At 25.8% G+C, this 14,332-nt stretch carries 16 protein-coding genes; 11 read left to right on the top strand and 5 right to left on the bottom strand.

Going from position 1 to position 14,332, the window contains the following annotated elements; all coding sequences use genetic code 11:
* Nucleotide 1 precedes the first annotated feature (1 nt).
* The 9 genes from amrA (at nt 2) to ACH5BH_RS03725 (ending at nt 7,750) form a co-directional block, all read left to right on the top strand.
* The gene (gene amrA / locus ACH5BH_RS03765) at nt 2-556 is read left to right on the top strand and encodes an AmmeMemoRadiSam system protein A (RefSeq protein ID WP_423297513.1); all 555 of its coding nucleotides are present in this window, start codon (nt 2-4) and stop codon (nt 554-556) included.
* Complete coding sequence (gene amrS, locus ACH5BH_RS03760; protein ID WP_423297512.1) at nt 556-2,337, top strand: AmmeMemoRadiSam system radical SAM enzyme; 1,782 nt, start codon at nt 556-558, stop codon at nt 2,335-2,337. Before amrA ends, amrS begins: the two co-directional genes overlap by 1 nt.
* Entirely contained in the window at nt 2,338-3,081 is a 744-nt protein-coding gene (locus ACH5BH_RS03755) for an ElyC/SanA/YdcF family protein (protein WP_423297511.1), read from the top strand.
* Nucleotides 3,082-3,131: 50 nt separating this feature from the next.
* Nucleotides 3,132-3,893: a metal ABC transporter ATP-binding protein gene (locus tag ACH5BH_RS03750; protein ID WP_423297510.1), complete on the top strand. Its 762-nt coding sequence runs from the start codon at nt 3,132-3,134 to the stop codon at nt 3,891-3,893.
* Nucleotides 3,887-4,681 (top strand): metal ABC transporter permease, encoded by a 795-nt coding sequence (locus tag ACH5BH_RS03745; protein WP_423297509.1) that lies wholly within the window; start codon nt 3,887-3,889, stop codon nt 4,679-4,681. The genes ACH5BH_RS03750 and ACH5BH_RS03745 overlap by 7 nt, the downstream gene beginning before the upstream one ends.
* A 53-nt stretch (nt 4,682-4,734) precedes the next feature.
* Nucleotides 4,735-5,559, top strand: a complete 825-nt coding sequence (locus ACH5BH_RS03740; protein WP_423297508.1) for a CvfB family protein — start codon at nt 4,735-4,737, stop codon at nt 5,557-5,559.
* 90 nt (nt 5,560-5,649) lie between these two features.
* The gene (prx-suh, locus tag ACH5BH_RS03735) at nt 5,650-6,156 is read left to right on the top strand and encodes a thiol peroxidase Prx-SUH (protein WP_404306505.1); all 507 of its coding nucleotides are present in this window, start codon (nt 5,650-5,652) and stop codon (nt 6,154-6,156) included.
* Nucleotides 6,157-6,236: 80 nt separating this feature from the next.
* The gene (gene msrP, locus ACH5BH_RS03730) at nt 6,237-7,196 is read left to right on the top strand and encodes a protein-methionine-sulfoxide reductase catalytic subunit MsrP (RefSeq protein WP_404306503.1); all 960 of its coding nucleotides are present in this window, start codon (nt 6,237-6,239) and stop codon (nt 7,194-7,196) included.
* The gene (locus ACH5BH_RS03725; RefSeq protein ID WP_423297507.1) at nt 7,196-7,750 is read left to right on the top strand and encodes a protein-methionine-sulfoxide reductase heme-binding subunit MsrQ; all 555 of its coding nucleotides are present in this window, start codon (nt 7,196-7,198) and stop codon (nt 7,748-7,750) included. Before msrP ends, ACH5BH_RS03725 begins: the two co-directional genes overlap by 1 nt.
* Nucleotides 7,751-7,794: 44 nt before the next feature.
* Here ACH5BH_RS03725 and ACH5BH_RS03720 read toward each other — a convergent pair whose 3' ends face one another.
* The 5 genes from ACH5BH_RS03720 to ACH5BH_RS03700 all read right to left on the bottom strand — a co-directional run bounded on the left by ACH5BH_RS03720 (nt 7,795) and on the right by ACH5BH_RS03700 (nt 12,089).
* Nucleotides 7,795-8,838 carry a site-specific integrase gene (locus tag ACH5BH_RS03720; protein WP_423297506.1) on the bottom strand — a complete coding sequence of 348 codons (1,044 nt, stop codon included), beginning with the start codon at nt 8,836-8,838 and terminating at the stop codon, nt 7,795-7,797.
* Entirely contained in the window at nt 8,835-9,125 is a 291-nt protein-coding gene (locus ACH5BH_RS03715) for a hypothetical protein (protein WP_423297505.1), read from the bottom strand. The genes ACH5BH_RS03720 and ACH5BH_RS03715 overlap by 4 nt, the downstream gene beginning before the upstream one ends.
* 2 nt (nt 9,126-9,127) lie before the next feature.
* Nucleotides 9,128-10,480, bottom strand: a complete 1,353-nt coding sequence (locus tag ACH5BH_RS03710) for a hypothetical protein (protein ID WP_423297504.1) — start codon at nt 10,478-10,480, stop codon at nt 9,128-9,130.
* Between the two features lie 117 nt (nt 10,481-10,597).
* A complete protein-coding gene (locus ACH5BH_RS03705) occupies nt 10,598-10,855 on the bottom strand; it encodes a hypothetical protein (protein WP_423297503.1) in 258 nt (85 codons plus the stop codon).
* 136 nt (nt 10,856-10,991) lie between these two features.
* Nucleotides 10,992-12,089, bottom strand: coding sequence for a hypothetical protein (locus ACH5BH_RS03700; protein WP_423297502.1), 1,098 nt, complete (start codon nt 12,087-12,089; stop codon nt 10,992-10,994).
* 99 nt (nt 12,090-12,188) lie between these two features.
* Between ACH5BH_RS03700 and ACH5BH_RS03695 the strand changes: the two genes are divergently transcribed.
* Together ACH5BH_RS03695 and ACH5BH_RS03690 are read left to right on the top strand one after the other, a co-directional pair.
* On the top strand, nt 12,189-13,064 hold the full coding sequence (locus ACH5BH_RS03695; protein ID WP_423297501.1) for a DUF7946 domain-containing protein: 876 nt from the start codon (nt 12,189-12,191) through the stop codon (nt 13,062-13,064).
* A gap of 127 nt (nt 13,065-13,191) precedes the next feature.
* Nucleotides 13,192-13,872 carry a restriction endonuclease gene (locus ACH5BH_RS03690; RefSeq protein ID WP_423297500.1) on the top strand — a complete coding sequence of 227 codons (681 nt, stop codon included), beginning with the start codon at nt 13,192-13,194 and terminating at the stop codon, nt 13,870-13,872.
* Nucleotides 13,873-14,332 lie beyond the last annotated feature (460 nt).

Genomic DNA, 14,332 nt, shown 5'->3' with positions numbered 1-14,332 from the left:
AATGCAAATAAGTGTAGAACAAGTTTTACTTGAAATTGCTAGAAATACAATTTTAAATGAATTTGATAGTAGTTTTGAAATTAATAAACAAAAATTAGTAGATAAATACCCTATTTTAAAAGAAAAACGAGCTTGTTTTGTCACTTTAAATTTATATGGAAGATTAAGAGGTTGTATTGGTTCACTTGTTGCACATAGAAGTTTACTTGATGATGTGATTTCAAATGCTTATAATGCTGCTTTTAGTGATTTAAGATTTAATAGATTAACAGCATCGGAGTTTAAAAATATAGATATTGAAATATCTGTTTTAACTCCTGCTGTAAAACTTGAATATGAAAACACACAAGATTTGAAAGAGAAAATAAAAGTAAATGAACATGGTGTTATTTTAGAACTTGAAGGTAAAAGAGCAACATTTTTACCTCAAGTTTGGGAACAGCTTCCTTCTTTTGAGCAGTTTTTTACGCAACTTTCAAAGAAAGCAGGATTTTCTCAAAACTGTTTAGAAGACAAACCAAGTATTTATATTTACACAGCAATAAAGATAAAGTAATGAACTTTTATAAAAAGCAAAATGACAGACTAGTTTGTCAGTTATGCTCTTATTATTGTAAGTTAAAACCAAATCAAACTGGTATTTGTGGAGTAAATAAAAACACAGGTGATAAAATAGAGTGTTTAGTTTATGGTTATCCTGCTGCTATGAATATTGATCCAATTGAAAAAAAACCTTTATATCATGTTTTACCTCAATCAAAATCTTTTTCAATTGGTACTGTTGGATGTAATTTTAGATGTTCTTTTTGTCAAAATCATGGAATATCCCAAGAACATAATATAAATAAAACAAATTATTATAGTCCAAAAGATATAGTTAAAATGGCAAAACATTATAAATGTGAAACTATTTCTTATACTTATAATGAACCCACAATTTTTTATCCTTATGCAAAAGATTGTGCAATTGAAGCCAAGAAGCAAGGAATAAAAAATATCTATGTTTCAAATGGTTTTGAAAGTAGGGAAGTAATTGATGATATGAAAGGCATTATTGATGCTGTAAACATTGATTTAAAATCTTTTAATGAAAGTTATTATAAAAAGAGCCTAGGTGGAAGCTTAACACAAGTATTAGAAAATTTAAAGCATTTTAAGAAAAATGGTATATGGGTGGAAGTTACAACTTTAATAGTACCCACAAAAAATGATTCAAAAGAAGAGTTGACAAAAATAGCTAAGTTTATAAAAAAAGAGCTTGATGAGTTTACCCCTTGGCATGTTTCGGCTTTTCATCCTGATTATAAAGAGATGGATTTACCAAACACTTCTTTTGAGTCTTTAAAATTAGCAAATGATATAGCAAAAGAAGTTGGACTTAAATATGCTTATATTGGAAATATAGGTTTTGATAATCATACTTATTGCCCAAATTGTAATCAAAGTGTATTAAAAAGAAATAGATTTCAAGTTTTAGAAAATAAACTTAGAAATGGTATGTGTCCAAATTGTAATTATGAAATACAAGGAGTTTTTTCTAAAATGAAAACAGTTAGAAAGACAGGTTTTTGTGGAAGTTTTTATCCTGAAAAAAAAGAAGAGATTCTAAGATATATAGATGACTTTAATAAGAACTTTAAAGTAAATGGAAGTTTTGAAACAAATGCTATGATAGTACCTCATGCTGGATATGTTTATAGTGGATTTACTGCAAATATTGCTTATAATATTTGTAAAAATAAAAAGCCAAAAAGAGTAATAGTAATAGGTCCTACACATAATGTTTATTATGAAAAAGCAAGTGTGGCTTTATATGATGAGTATGAAACACCTTTTGGAAATATACAAATTGATAAAGAGTATTCAAAGCAGCTTATTGATAAATATGATGTTTTAGATTTCAATGAAGAATTACATTTAGAACATTCAACAGAAACCCAAGCTCCTTTTATAAAGCACTATTTCCCTGATACTTCAATAGTTGAAATAATCTATGGAAAGATAGATTATGAAAAATTATCCAAAGTGATAGATGAATTTTTAGATGATGAAGATAATCTTATTTTAATTTCAACTGATTTAAGTCATTTTCATAATCAAAAAACAGCAAATAAACTAGATAATATCTGTTTAAATGCAATTGCTAAAAAAGATATGAGTTTATTTGATAAAGGTTGTGAAGCTTGTGGAAAAATTGGAGTAAAAGCTGTGATTAATAGTGCAATTAAAAAGACTTTAGATACAAAAGTTTTACACTATTGTACTTCTTATGATAGAACAAAAGATGCTTCAAGGGTAGTTGGATATACTTCGGCTTTAATAGGAAAAGGAAAATAAATGTTTTTTCTAAAAAAATTTATAGCAGCTTTTTTACTTCCTTTACCAATTGCACTTTTTATGTTTGCTTTTGGAGTTTATTTTTTATTTAAAAACTCATATACTAAAGCAAAAATCATATTGTTTTTTACTATCTCTTGGTTAGCTTTATTATCTTTTCAACCAATAGCAAATGGGATTTTAGAACCTTTAGAAAATACTCATAAAGCACTAATTCAAACGCCTGATGTAAAATATGTATTAGTTTTAGGCAATGGGCATATAAGTAATGAAAATTTAAGTATTACTTCTCAAGTAAATATGATTGCTCAAAATAGATTAAATGAGGGAATAAAGCATTTTAATAAACTAAAAAATGCAAAACTTATAGTATCTGGTTATGGTGGCTATGATAAAAATCCACATGCTTTTATGCAACAGCTTTTAGCAAATGCCTTAGGAATTAAATCAAAAGATATATTAAGACTTGATACCCCTAAAGATACAAGACAAGAAGCTATAGAAGCTAAAAAAATCATAAAAAATGAAAAGTTTATTTTAGTAACATCAGCTTCCCATATAAAAAGAGCAATGTTGCTTTTTCAAAAGCAAGGGTTAAATCCAATTGCTGCACCTACTAATCATTTAGTTCATGTAGAAAAAGGTTTTTCTTCATACTTTTCAAGTAGAAATTTGTATAAAGTTGAGGTGGCTTTTCATGAATATATAGGTTTAATATATTCTAAAATTATGGGATATATTTAAAATTAAAAAAAATTTGATATAATTGCGACTTTGTTGCAAAAAGGTAAAAATTGAAAATATTAGAAATTAAAGATTTATCATTTGAATATACTAAAAGTAGTAAAGTATTAGAAGATGTAAATCTAGAGATAAACAGTGAAGATTTTTTAGCAATTATTGGACCAAATGGTGGTGGAAAATCAACACTTTTAAAGCTTATTTTAGGCTTATTAAAAACAAAAACTGGCTCAATAATAAAACATGTAAAAAATGAAGAAATAGGATATGTCCCACAAAATACAAACTTAAATATTGATTTTCCAATAACTGCTTTAGAAGTAGTTTTAATGGGGCATATTACAGCTAAAAAGAGAATATTTGGTTATGCAAAAGAAGATATAGAGTGTGCAAAACATTCACTAGCGCAAGTAGGTATGAAGGGTTTTGAAAATAGAAAAATTGGAGATTTAAGCGGAGGGCAAAGACAAAGAGTATTTATAGCACGAGCTCTTTGTTCAAATCCAAGAGTGATTTTACTTGATGAACCAACTGCAAGTATTGATGTAAAAGGTCAAAATGAAATTTATGAATTACTAAAACAATTAAATAAAAATATTTGTATAGTTGTAGTAAGTCATGATATCTCAGTACTTTTAAATTACGCAAAAAAAGTTGCTCATGTAAATAAAAATTTGGTTTACCACTCTTTAGAAAATATAAAAAATGATATAGATACAACAGAAGAACACCTTTGTGAAGTGGAGTTATTATCTGCTTTAGGTCAGAAAAAAGATTGTTGTGAATATACACTACATAAGGCAATGAAATGTTAGAAGCTTTACAATATGATTTTATTCAAAATGCTTTATTTGCAGGAGTTTTAATCTCAATAGCTTCTGGTATTATAGGTTCTTTAGTTGTTGTAAATAGACTTACATTTTTAACAGGTGGAATAGCCCATAGTTCTTATGGTGGGATAGGTCTAGCTATTTATTTAGGAATACCTGTTTTATTTGGAGCTACAGTTTTTGCGATAATTACAGCTGTAATTATTGCTATGCTTACACTAAAAAATAGAAATAGAGCAGATTCAATTATTGGTTTAATGTGGGCATTTGGTATGGCTTTAGGAATTATTTTTGTTGATCTTACTCCTGGGTATAATGTGGATTTAATGTCTTATTTATTTGGTTCAATTATTGCTGTATCAAGTGGTGATGTTTTATATATGAGTATTTTAGATATCTTTATTATTTCAATAGTTATGATTTTTTATAAGCAAATATTAGCTGTATCTTATGATAGTGAATTTGCTTCTTTACGAGGGATTAACACTAAGTTTTTTTATACACTAATTTTGATTTTAGCATCACTTTGTGTAGTGGCTGCTATAAAGGCTGTAGGATTGATTTTAGTAATAGCATTACTTACAATTCCAACATATTTAGCTGAAAGTTTTGCTTCAAGACTTTCATCAATGATGATAATCAGCTCAGCTTTAGCTACACTTTTCACTATTATTGGATTAGGAATATCTTACTATTATGATATTAGTTCAGGAGCTAGTATTATTATTTCAGCAGTAGTTATTTTAACTGTTGTAAAGTTAATTAGAAAATAAGTGAAAAAATTTAGATATAATCTAAATAAAATTTAAGAACGGAATTACCATAAATGAATGAAAAAATAGAAGTTGGGAAAACTAACACACTAAGAGTTAATAGAGTTACAGAGTTTGGACTATTTTTAATAGCTAAAAATGAAGAAGAGGTATTACTTCCAAATGCTTATATAGAAAAATCTATGGAAGTTGATACTTTTGTAGATGTATTTATTTATACAGATAGTGAAGATAGACTTGTAGCTACTACATTAAAACCTTATGTATATTTAAATGAGTTTGCATCTTTGGAAGTTGTGGATACTACACGATTTGGGGCTTTTGTTGATATTGGTTTATCAAAAGATATTTTAGTACCTAAAAATAAACAAAGAAGTTCATACACAATTGGTGGATATAAAGTACTTCAATTACAACTTGATGAAAAAACAAATAGACTTATTGCTAATGAAAAGTTTACTTTGGAAAAAAATATTAAAAAGTTTGAATTAAACGATGAGGTTGATATTTTGATTTATTCAAAAACTCCTTTAGGTTTCAAAGTTATAGTAAATCATAAAACCGAAGGAATGATTTTTCATAATGAAATATTTGAAAATATCAAAATTGGAGATAGAAAAAAAGCTTATATAAAAAAAGTAAGAGATGATGGTAAACTTGATATTTCTTTACAAAAAATAGGTAAAAAAGTTGATGATGAAAAAGTTGTAGATATTTTAAAGCAAAACAATGGATTTATGAATTTTACATATAAAAGTGATGCCCAAGATATAAAAGATATTTTTGGAATGAGTAAAAAAGCATTTAAAGCAACTTTGACAAAACTACTTAATGAAAAAAAAATAGTATTAGAAGATAATGGAATAAGAGTCAATTAGTAACACCCTTTTAATTGATAGGTCTTAATTAAGACAAATTTTATCCTATTTTATTATAATGCAATAAATTAATTAAACAAAAGGACTAATATGGCAACAACTAATTTAAAAGGTAACCTTGTAAATTTAGCTGGAAATGAAGTAAATGTTGGTGATAAAGCACCAGTTGTAAATGTAGTAGCAAAAGATTTATCAAATGTACAAGTTGGTGGAGAAACTGGAAAAACTCAAATTGTAGTAGTAGTTCCATCTTTAGATACTCCTGTATGTGCTGCTGAAACTAGAAAATTCAATGAAGAAGCTGCAAGTATTGAAAATGCAGAAGTTATTGTAGTTTCTATGGATTTACCATTTGCAATGGGAAGATTCTGTACAACAGAAGGAATTGAAAACGTAACTGTTGGTTCTGATTTTAGAGCTAAAGAGTTTGCTAATGCTTATGGTGTTTTAATTGCTGATGGTGCTTTAGCTGGTGTTACTTGTAGAGCTGCATTTGTAATTAATGCTTCAGGAGAGGTTACATTTAAAGAAATTTGTCCAGAAATTACAGAAGAACCAAACTATGCAGAGATTTTAGAAGCTGCTAAAAACGCATAATTATAAAACTTATTAAAAACTAAACATATCCTTTACACTAAAGTAATAAAATTATTTTATAAAACGTGTAAAGGATACCTATGAATATTATTAAAAAGCCATCTTGGCAACTAAATGAAAATGAAGTAACTCCTAAAGAAATATTTGATAAAAGAAGAAATTTTTTAAAGTTAGGTGCAGCAAGTCTTGTTGCTAGTGGAGCTATTTTAGAAACTCTAGCAAAAGATAATATTCCTGTAAAAAATTTAGATTATTTAAAAGACTCAAATCCAAATAATTTAAAATTAAATACTTATGAACAAATTACAACATATAATAATTTCTATGAATTTACTACTTCAAAAACAAGAGTAAAAGATTTAGCTAGAACTTTTGATACTTCAAATTGGAAAATTGATATTGATGGTTTAGTTGAAAAAGAAATAACACTTGATCTTGACGATTTAATAAAAACTATGAGTTTAGAAGAGCGAATATATAGATTTAGATGTGTTGAAGGCTGGTCTATGGTTGTACCTTGGATAGGTTTTACATTAAAAGATTTAATCAAAAAAGTAAAACCTCTTTCTAGTGCAAAATATGTAAGGTTTGAAACTCTACATGATGAAGAACAGTTTCCAGATCAAGCAAGAGGAATATTTTCAACTATTACATACCCTTATGTTGAAGGGCTTAGAATGGATGAGGCTATGAATGATTTGACTTTAATGGCAGTGGGACTTTATGGTTCAAAAATGCCTAATCAAAATGGTGCTCCTATTAGACTTATTGTTCCATGGAAATATGGATTTAAATCAATAAAATCAATAGTAAAAATTTCATTTGTAAAAGATGAACCTCTTAATAGTTGGCAGGAACAAAACTCAAGAGAGTATGGTTTTTATGCAAATGTAAACCCAAATGTAGATCATCCAAGATGGTCTCAAAAAAGAGAAAGAGTTCTTGGTAAGTTTTTTAAACAAGACACTCTAATGTTTAATGGCTATGAAAAAGAAGTAGCACATTTATATAAAGGAATGGATTTAAGAAAGTTTATATGATGAAACGATTAGCAATTCACACAATATTAGTTTTACCTTTTTTATATTTACTAATTCAACTTTTTATTGTAGAAGTAAATGATCCTATAAAATATATATATACAATAAGTGGAATAACTGCAACAGTAATACTGTTTTTTTCAATTACTATTTCACTTATAAAAAGAAAAATAAATCTTATGAAATATAGAAGAGCAATTGGTTTGTGGGGATTTTTTTATGCTTTAGTTCATACGGTTAATTTTGTGATATTTGATGCACAATTTGATATATATTTTATATTTGAGGAGACTTTAGATAAGCCATTTATTTATCTTGGAGTGATTGCGTTTTTGATTTTGATATTTATGGCAATAACTTCTACTAAAAATCTTTTTAGAAAATATGGAAAGTATCATACTTTAGTTTATTTGGCATTGGTTTTAATTACTATTCACTTTGTAATGGCACAAAAAAGTATCGATATTGATTTATTTTGTTATATCGTAGTAATTTTGATAATCGCATATTACAAACTTTTACAAGTAATTGTTAGAAATAGTAAGGTTATTTAAAATATTAACTTTTGGTTAATAAGTTAAGCCTTTAATACAGTGTTCTAGGAACACTGTGTCGATTTTGTGTTAATCTTATCTAAATATGTAATTTTCTGTGTTCTATTAACTTTTATATATTTAGTATATTTAGTTCTTGTTATGTCAGATGATTTATGACCCATCATTTGAGATACCCAAAGTTCATTTTCTCCATTTGAAAGCATATTACTTGCAAAAGAGTGTCTAAGTTGATAGATACTTCTATATTCAATATTTAGATTTTTCAGAAGTTTTTTCCAACTATAAGTTAAAGATGAACTAGATGAGTATGGCTGTAAATTAGAACTTAAAAAAATATACTCTCCTAGTCCAGTAATTATCTTTTGTGATAAAAGATATTTTTCACATTGGTTAATCATATCAATTGTTCTATAACTATATTTAGTTTTAGGTAACTGTTCAATTCCTGATGTAATTGTTCTTTTTATGTCTATAGTTTTTTCTTTAAAATTTATATCTTTCCATTTTAATCCTATAACTTCTCCTATTCTCATACCTGAATAAAAAGCTACTGCAATTAGATTTTGTATTCTTGGTGGAGCATTATTTATTAATGCATGTATTTCATCAAGTGTAAAAGGCATAATCTTATATTCACTATTAGATTTAGGTCTTTTAATAATAAATGGACTACTATCTATGTACTCATAAAGTATTGCTTTTTCAAAAGCTGGTTTTAATATTGCTTCACAAGTGATTATAGTTCTTTTATCATTTATGGTTTTATACCATTGATGAACATGTTTAGGCTTAAAGTCTGTTACTAAAATATTTTTAAAGTAGGGTTGAATTCTACTTTTATAAAGACTTAAATATGCTTTTAATGAAGTACTTTTTAGAGTCTCTTCTTTTTCAAGAAGTACTTCATCGCATAATTCTAAAATAGTTGGAATTTCTTCTTTAACATTAAATTTTTCTAAGAACTCATCATATTTTGAATATGATTCAACTAGTTTTCTATTTTGTTTAGTATCTTTAAGTTTTGTAGATACTCTTTTATTATTTATTCTGACATATAGAATGCCATTTCGATTGTAAAAATTCATTTGTTTTCCTTAAATTTTACAATCTCTCTTTTTTCAAATACAATATTAACACGTTTACCTTTAAGAGTTTTTTTATAATGTACATTTTGTTTTAATCTTCCATCACTCATCATTTGATAAAGAGTACTATCACTAATATTTAGATACTTTTTTACTCCACTTCTTTTAGTTAAATCAAGTTTAGGAACTAATTCTTTTTCCAGTCTTTCAATTTTTATTTTTAACTCTTCTAAATAAGTCAATAAAATTGGAATATGTTCTAAGTTTTCAAATGCCTTATAATCCATTACTAACTCCTTTTTAATGCTTCATCTGCTGATATATCTAATACTAAATTTCTCTTTGTAGCTTCTTTTAAAGCAACATAGTAAATATGCTTATCTCTTGAAGATAAATGTTTCTTCTCTTTTGTTTTGTCTAGATAAACAAGTAAGTCATAATCTTGTAATTTAGATACTGTTTCAGTTCTAAGAGGTTTGATTAAATTTCCATCTTCTAATAGTCTTAAATTCTCTTTTGAGCCATCTTTATTTACAATCTCTACTTCTGTATATCTTTTCCTTAGCTCTTTATTTGTTGTAGTTTTATTTAATGACTCTTTTGCATCTTTGTATAGCTCATCTAAAAAGTTTGAATCAATATTTAAATTGTTTATAAATGCTTTTCTAATTAAAGCTATATACTCTAGTTTGAACTTATAATCATCATATATTGATATAGTTCTTTTAACTCTACTTAGTGGTAATTGTATTTGTAAAAAATCTTCTAAGTAATATTCACTCTTTATTTCTTCCCAAATAGCTAAAGTATTAGCTCTGTGTTTGTTGTTATGTTCAATTGCTTTATTTGATAAAGAGTTAATATCTATTAGTCTTATATCTTCCATAGAAGCTTTAAATAGATTTACTGCATTAGAAAATAAATCTTCAATAGTAAAGATATTAAATGTTTTTAAATATGCTCTATGTAACTCAAACTCAACATTAAAAATTTCATCTTCAATATCAAAGCCATTATTTAAAAAATATTCAAACATCAAATCTTTTTTCTTTGACTTTTTTAATTCTTCTTTTTTATTATAAAGTCTTAGTTTAAATGGCTCTTTCCCTACATATAGAGTTTGAACTTTTGAAGCGTTACCAATTTCACTAATTGTTGAGTATTGTCTTTTTCTTGTACTAAACATCTCTTTTGTAAGAAAGCTAAAATCATATTGAATAAAACAGTTTAAATCTGCTCTTGTAATTGGATTAAATCCAGTTATATAATCTTTCAGAAGTTGAACATTAATAAACTCAACAAGTGATTTAATACCTATTGTATAAATTCCTATACCTTGTAGTTGCACTCTAATATCATTTAAACCTCTATTTTTATATCTATCTTTGAAACCTATTTTAAAGAACTCATTTATATCTTTAAACCAATGAAAGCCTTCTGCTTTTCCTAAAAAGTTTAAAGGTGTATCGTTTATATTTATAATTATGTCATTGTTCTCAAACTCAACATCTTTTTTTTCAAACTTACCTTTTATTTCTTCTACTTGGTCTAATATTTCAAGATATAAATCATCATAATTTTCATTTGATTCACAGAAGTAATAAAGTGAATCAATACCAAATATTTTTTTTACTTTACTCATTCATTTCCTCTTTATGACGTATAGAACGGGGTATTACTATAAACCCCGAATATAAATTTATTTTTTTGTCACGAATAAGAAAAAACACAGAAGGCTCTCTGTGTTTTTTTCTTATTCTTAGACACCATAAAATGAATATCTTTCTGAGATTATTCCTACTGGAATTTCAACTTCTTTATTAACTTTATCTTTGTATAAAGGTATTTTTCCATCAGGAATAGAGATAGTATGAAGTTCTTTTACAATTGAGCCATTAGCTCTTTTATTTTCCACTAGAACTTGAACTTTTGCTTTTGTATCTATTTCTAGACCTTCTTTATTTTTATACTTGCTCTTGTCGATTATATTAAGTAGTATTCCATTGATTTTTAACACTTTTTTATCCTTTGTAATTTTATTTACAAAGAGCTCTTTGTTATCTCGAATTCGTATTGTTATGGTAGTATTTTTGTTAATTTATGTCAGTAGAAAAAGTAGGTAGATACATGTGTCTAGATAATTAAACTTTTGCTTAAAGTTTATACTTTTTTATATATTGAATTATATTTTTCATATATTTTTCTGTTTCTTTTGTAGTATTTTCTTCAAATGTTAACTTTCTTCTTTTATCTGTAAACTCAAGAAGTCTTAGATTATTGTAAATTGCGAATTCACGAATAGGAATTTCTCTTATTTTTTCCGGAGAGAATACATATTTCCCTTTAAAATCTTTATATAAGTCTGTACATTTTGCTAATGTAGTAATATATTTTGCTAATGTAGTTTTTTTAATACCTTGAGGATTAATTTTTAAATAAAGTAATGCCACTGAAGTTAACCAACTATCTACTATATCTTTTTTATCAATAGGTCTATCACTATTTAAAAATGGTCTTATGTTTTTAAATGATTTAACAGCAGTTTTGTAATCATTATCTTTAAATTTGTCAATTGTGAACTTTGTTGAGACCATAGAACTTATTGCTCTTGCCATCATGTAATTATCTTTTTCATATTCAGCAATTAAATTTTGTTCTACTTCCTTCTCTAAATTATAAGCATAAGGATTATGATTATAAGATTTATATTGTTGTCGTAGAAAGCCTAACTGTAGATTTACACTTGTTTGACTATTATGTGATATGTTGAAGTTTTCTTCAGGAGGTAAAGCTTTTTTTTCTTTCATCCATCTATTATATGCTTTCCCATGTTTTCTGAAACTATAATAAATATGATTTGTATTAAGTAGATACTCATCCTTATTATATATTACTTTTTTATCATATTTAGATAAATCGTATGCTTGATAAATTATATTTGTTTCTTCTTTATCTAATTTATTTTTATTTGCTAAATCTAAGTATTCACCATATTCTTTTTCAAAAAATAATTGTGCTTCATTTTCTGATTTAAATGGAATGACTTTTCTTTTAGAAACTATATCTAGTTGTTTTTTTACTTTTCTAACTATTGGGTTAATAAAATATGAGGGTACATTAGGTAACTCTTTTCTAACAGCATATTCTACTGCTAGACCTAATATATGTAGTTTTTCTTTTTTTATTACTTTTGTGATGTATAGTGAAAAATCACTTGTTATATTTTGGTTTATACTTTGTAATTCATACATTTTCATACTTTTGATATTTTTGTTATTATGATATAATAAAAGTATTATATAACAAATAATGAATATAAAGCTTAGTATCAATATGGAGATAAAGGCAAAATGAGTGAAGTTTTAACATTAGAAGTATCCTTTAATGGGGCACTCACAAATGAACATAAAATAGATTTATATGATGTTTCTAGGTCAATGATGGGATTTCATCGTTCTCTAGCAATAACAACACATTTATTAATAAATGAAAATATAATAACAAGGTCAACATCTCTTAAGAATGCTTATATATATACTCTTCCTCATGAATCAGGAAGTTGGAAAATGAAAATAATTGTAGGTATAGGTGGTGCAATAGGTGCAGGATTAATAGCTCCTCAAAATTCTGCATTAGGTCATTTAGTATTTTCTGCATATGATTACATAGTATCAGAGAGTTTAGGTTTTCATGTAGATTATAATAAAACATTAGGAAAACTATACTCTGAAAATAAATTTCAAAATATACCAATAATACAGCAACATCAGTTAGATATGGTAATTGATAAATGTACTAATTCAATTAAAGATATGCATAGACCTATTTATAAAACAGAAAGTGCCAATAATACAATAATTAAAGGTTTTATTAATGACAATAAAATAGATTTTACTTCTGAGTTAAATATTGATACATTTAATTATCTAAATGAAGAAGTTCTTTTAGAAGATATAAGGTCAATTACTGGAGTAATTGTAAGTTTTAGTGCAACAAATTATTCGGGTAAAATAGAAATACCTGAAATCGATAGACCTATTAATTTTAAATTAGATAAAGAAATTAAATTAGATGCAAATTTTGAAAAACTAATATCAAGCTTAAAGAATAAAGCGTTAAAAAATAAAAAAGTAGAAAATGTAACAATGGATGTACAGGTTATACAAACTAAAAAAGGAAAAATTAAAACCTATATTGTGAAGAAAATTTGGAGAAACAGTCTGTAATATTTTAATAATGAAGGATTTTAACAAATATTATTTAATAAAACAATCATTCCCATACTTAGATACTAAGATAATTAAAATCTATTGTCCCTGTAATGAAACTCATCTTAAAAAGTTAATATCTTTTATGATAGGAACAATAGAAGTATATTTATATAATGATGACAATGGAAGAAGAGAAGATTTAACAACAACTTTAGGAACAAAAAACTTTAATCTTTATGAACATAAATTTGAATTAGTAAGAATAGTAGAAATGGTTTATTCTTCTAAATATCTAAAAAATGTATATATTTCATTTTATACTCTATTAGATATTACTCCAGACTTTCTGCCTAAGTTTTTTATGAATGATTGTGTTTTTAAAATTAAGGGTGGAATTGAACATAGATTTTCATCTGACAAATTATCTTGTAGTATTAAAGACCATAATAAAAGAAATAAGTATGGAAATGATTATGAAGAGTTTATATCAAATAAGTACAAAAGTGCAGAATATAAAGTTGAGCTTAGAGGTATAAAAGAGTCTTTTAATGACGGAGGCTTAGATTTAATTGCAAAAAAGAATAATATTATAGTTTTAGTACAGTGTAAAAACTGGAAAATGTCAAATAGTTATAAAGTTAATCAAAAAGACTTGAGAGCTTTTGTTGGAGACTGTTTCTTATATTTAAAAGATAAAAATTTAGAAGGTAAAAAAGTTTCTTATCACTTTATAGTTTCTCATGATAATATACTAACTAAGTCAGCAGAAATATTTTTAAAAGAAAATCAATTTATTAAATTTAAATGTGTACCTTTTGAATAAAAAAATGTATTAAATCTATAAATAAATTGACACAGTTGAACATTTTATTTTTAAGTGTGTCGATTTTGTGCTTTTTTTGACACAGAAATAAACTATTTATAATATTCAATAATTTTATGAAGTGTGAAAAAAGAGAGATTATATGGGGTTTTTGATATATTGATACTATTTTAATCTAAATAGTTAAGTTAACTTTTGGTTAATCTTTTATTATAAATTAGTTAATCATGAGTCTGTATAATTTTAACATAGATAGGTTGACGCAGCGACTTATTTATGTAAGTATTTTTAAGATAGATTTCTTAAATATAAATAATTTTTTTTATGTTTCCTTGTGTAAAAGAGGTGTCAGAAATGGCACCTCTTTTTTTTTCTAAAAATCTTCCTTCTTCAATAAGTCTTAATTAATTTATGCTAATATTCACAAATGACAAATCCTATTAAAAAAAACATATAAAAT

Source organism: Arcobacter rhizosphaerae (genome assembly GCF_049472155.1).
GTDB lineage: Bacteria > Campylobacterota > Campylobacteria > Campylobacterales > Arcobacteraceae > Arcobacter_B.
Note: the sequence above shows the minus strand (reverse complement) of the source record. Positions and strands in the feature narration are given on the sequence as shown.

What these genes read in the sequence shown, in the direction of transcription:
- ACH5BH_RS03695 (WP_423297501.1), top strand. Translation starts at nt 12,189, where the DNA reads ATGAGTGAAGTTTTAACATTAGAAGTATCCTTTAATGGGGCACTCACA.
- ACH5BH_RS03690 (WP_423297500.1), top strand. Translation starts at nt 13,192, where the DNA reads ATGATAGGAACAATAGAAGTATATTTATATAATGATGACAATGGAAGA.
- ACH5BH_RS03715 (WP_423297505.1), bottom strand. Translation starts at nt 9,125, where the DNA reads ATGGATTATAAGGCATTTGAAAACTTAGAACATATTCCAATTTTATTG.
- ACH5BH_RS03710 (WP_423297504.1), bottom strand. Translation starts at nt 10,480, where the DNA reads ATGAGTAAAGTAAAAAAAATATTTGGTATTGATTCACTTTATTACTTC.
- ACH5BH_RS03755 (WP_423297511.1), top strand. Translation starts at nt 2,338, where the DNA reads ATGTTTTTTCTAAAAAAATTTATAGCAGCTTTTTTACTTCCTTTACCA.
- amrS (WP_423297512.1), top strand. Translation starts at nt 556, where the DNA reads ATGAACTTTTATAAAAAGCAAAATGACAGACTAGTTTGTCAGTTATGC.
- ACH5BH_RS03700 (WP_423297502.1), bottom strand. Translation starts at nt 12,089, where the DNA reads ATGTATGAATTACAAAGTATAAACCAAAATATAACAAGTGATTTTTCA.
- ACH5BH_RS03720 (WP_423297506.1), bottom strand. Translation starts at nt 8,838, where the DNA reads ATGAATTTTTACAATCGAAATGGCATTCTATATGTCAGAATAAATAAT.
- msrP (WP_404306503.1), top strand. Translation starts at nt 6,237, where the DNA reads ATGAATATTATTAAAAAGCCATCTTGGCAACTAAATGAAAATGAAGTA.
- ACH5BH_RS03745 (WP_423297509.1), top strand. Translation starts at nt 3,887, where the DNA reads ATGTTAGAAGCTTTACAATATGATTTTATTCAAAATGCTTTATTTGCA.
- ACH5BH_RS03725 (WP_423297507.1), top strand. Translation starts at nt 7,196, where the DNA reads ATGAAACGATTAGCAATTCACACAATATTAGTTTTACCTTTTTTATAT.
- amrA (WP_423297513.1), top strand. Translation starts at nt 2, where the DNA reads ATGCAAATAAGTGTAGAACAAGTTTTACTTGAAATTGCTAGAAATACA.
- prx-suh (WP_404306505.1), top strand. Translation starts at nt 5,650, where the DNA reads ATGGCAACAACTAATTTAAAAGGTAACCTTGTAAATTTAGCTGGAAAT.
- ACH5BH_RS03740 (WP_423297508.1), top strand. Translation starts at nt 4,735, where the DNA reads ATGAATGAAAAAATAGAAGTTGGGAAAACTAACACACTAAGAGTTAAT.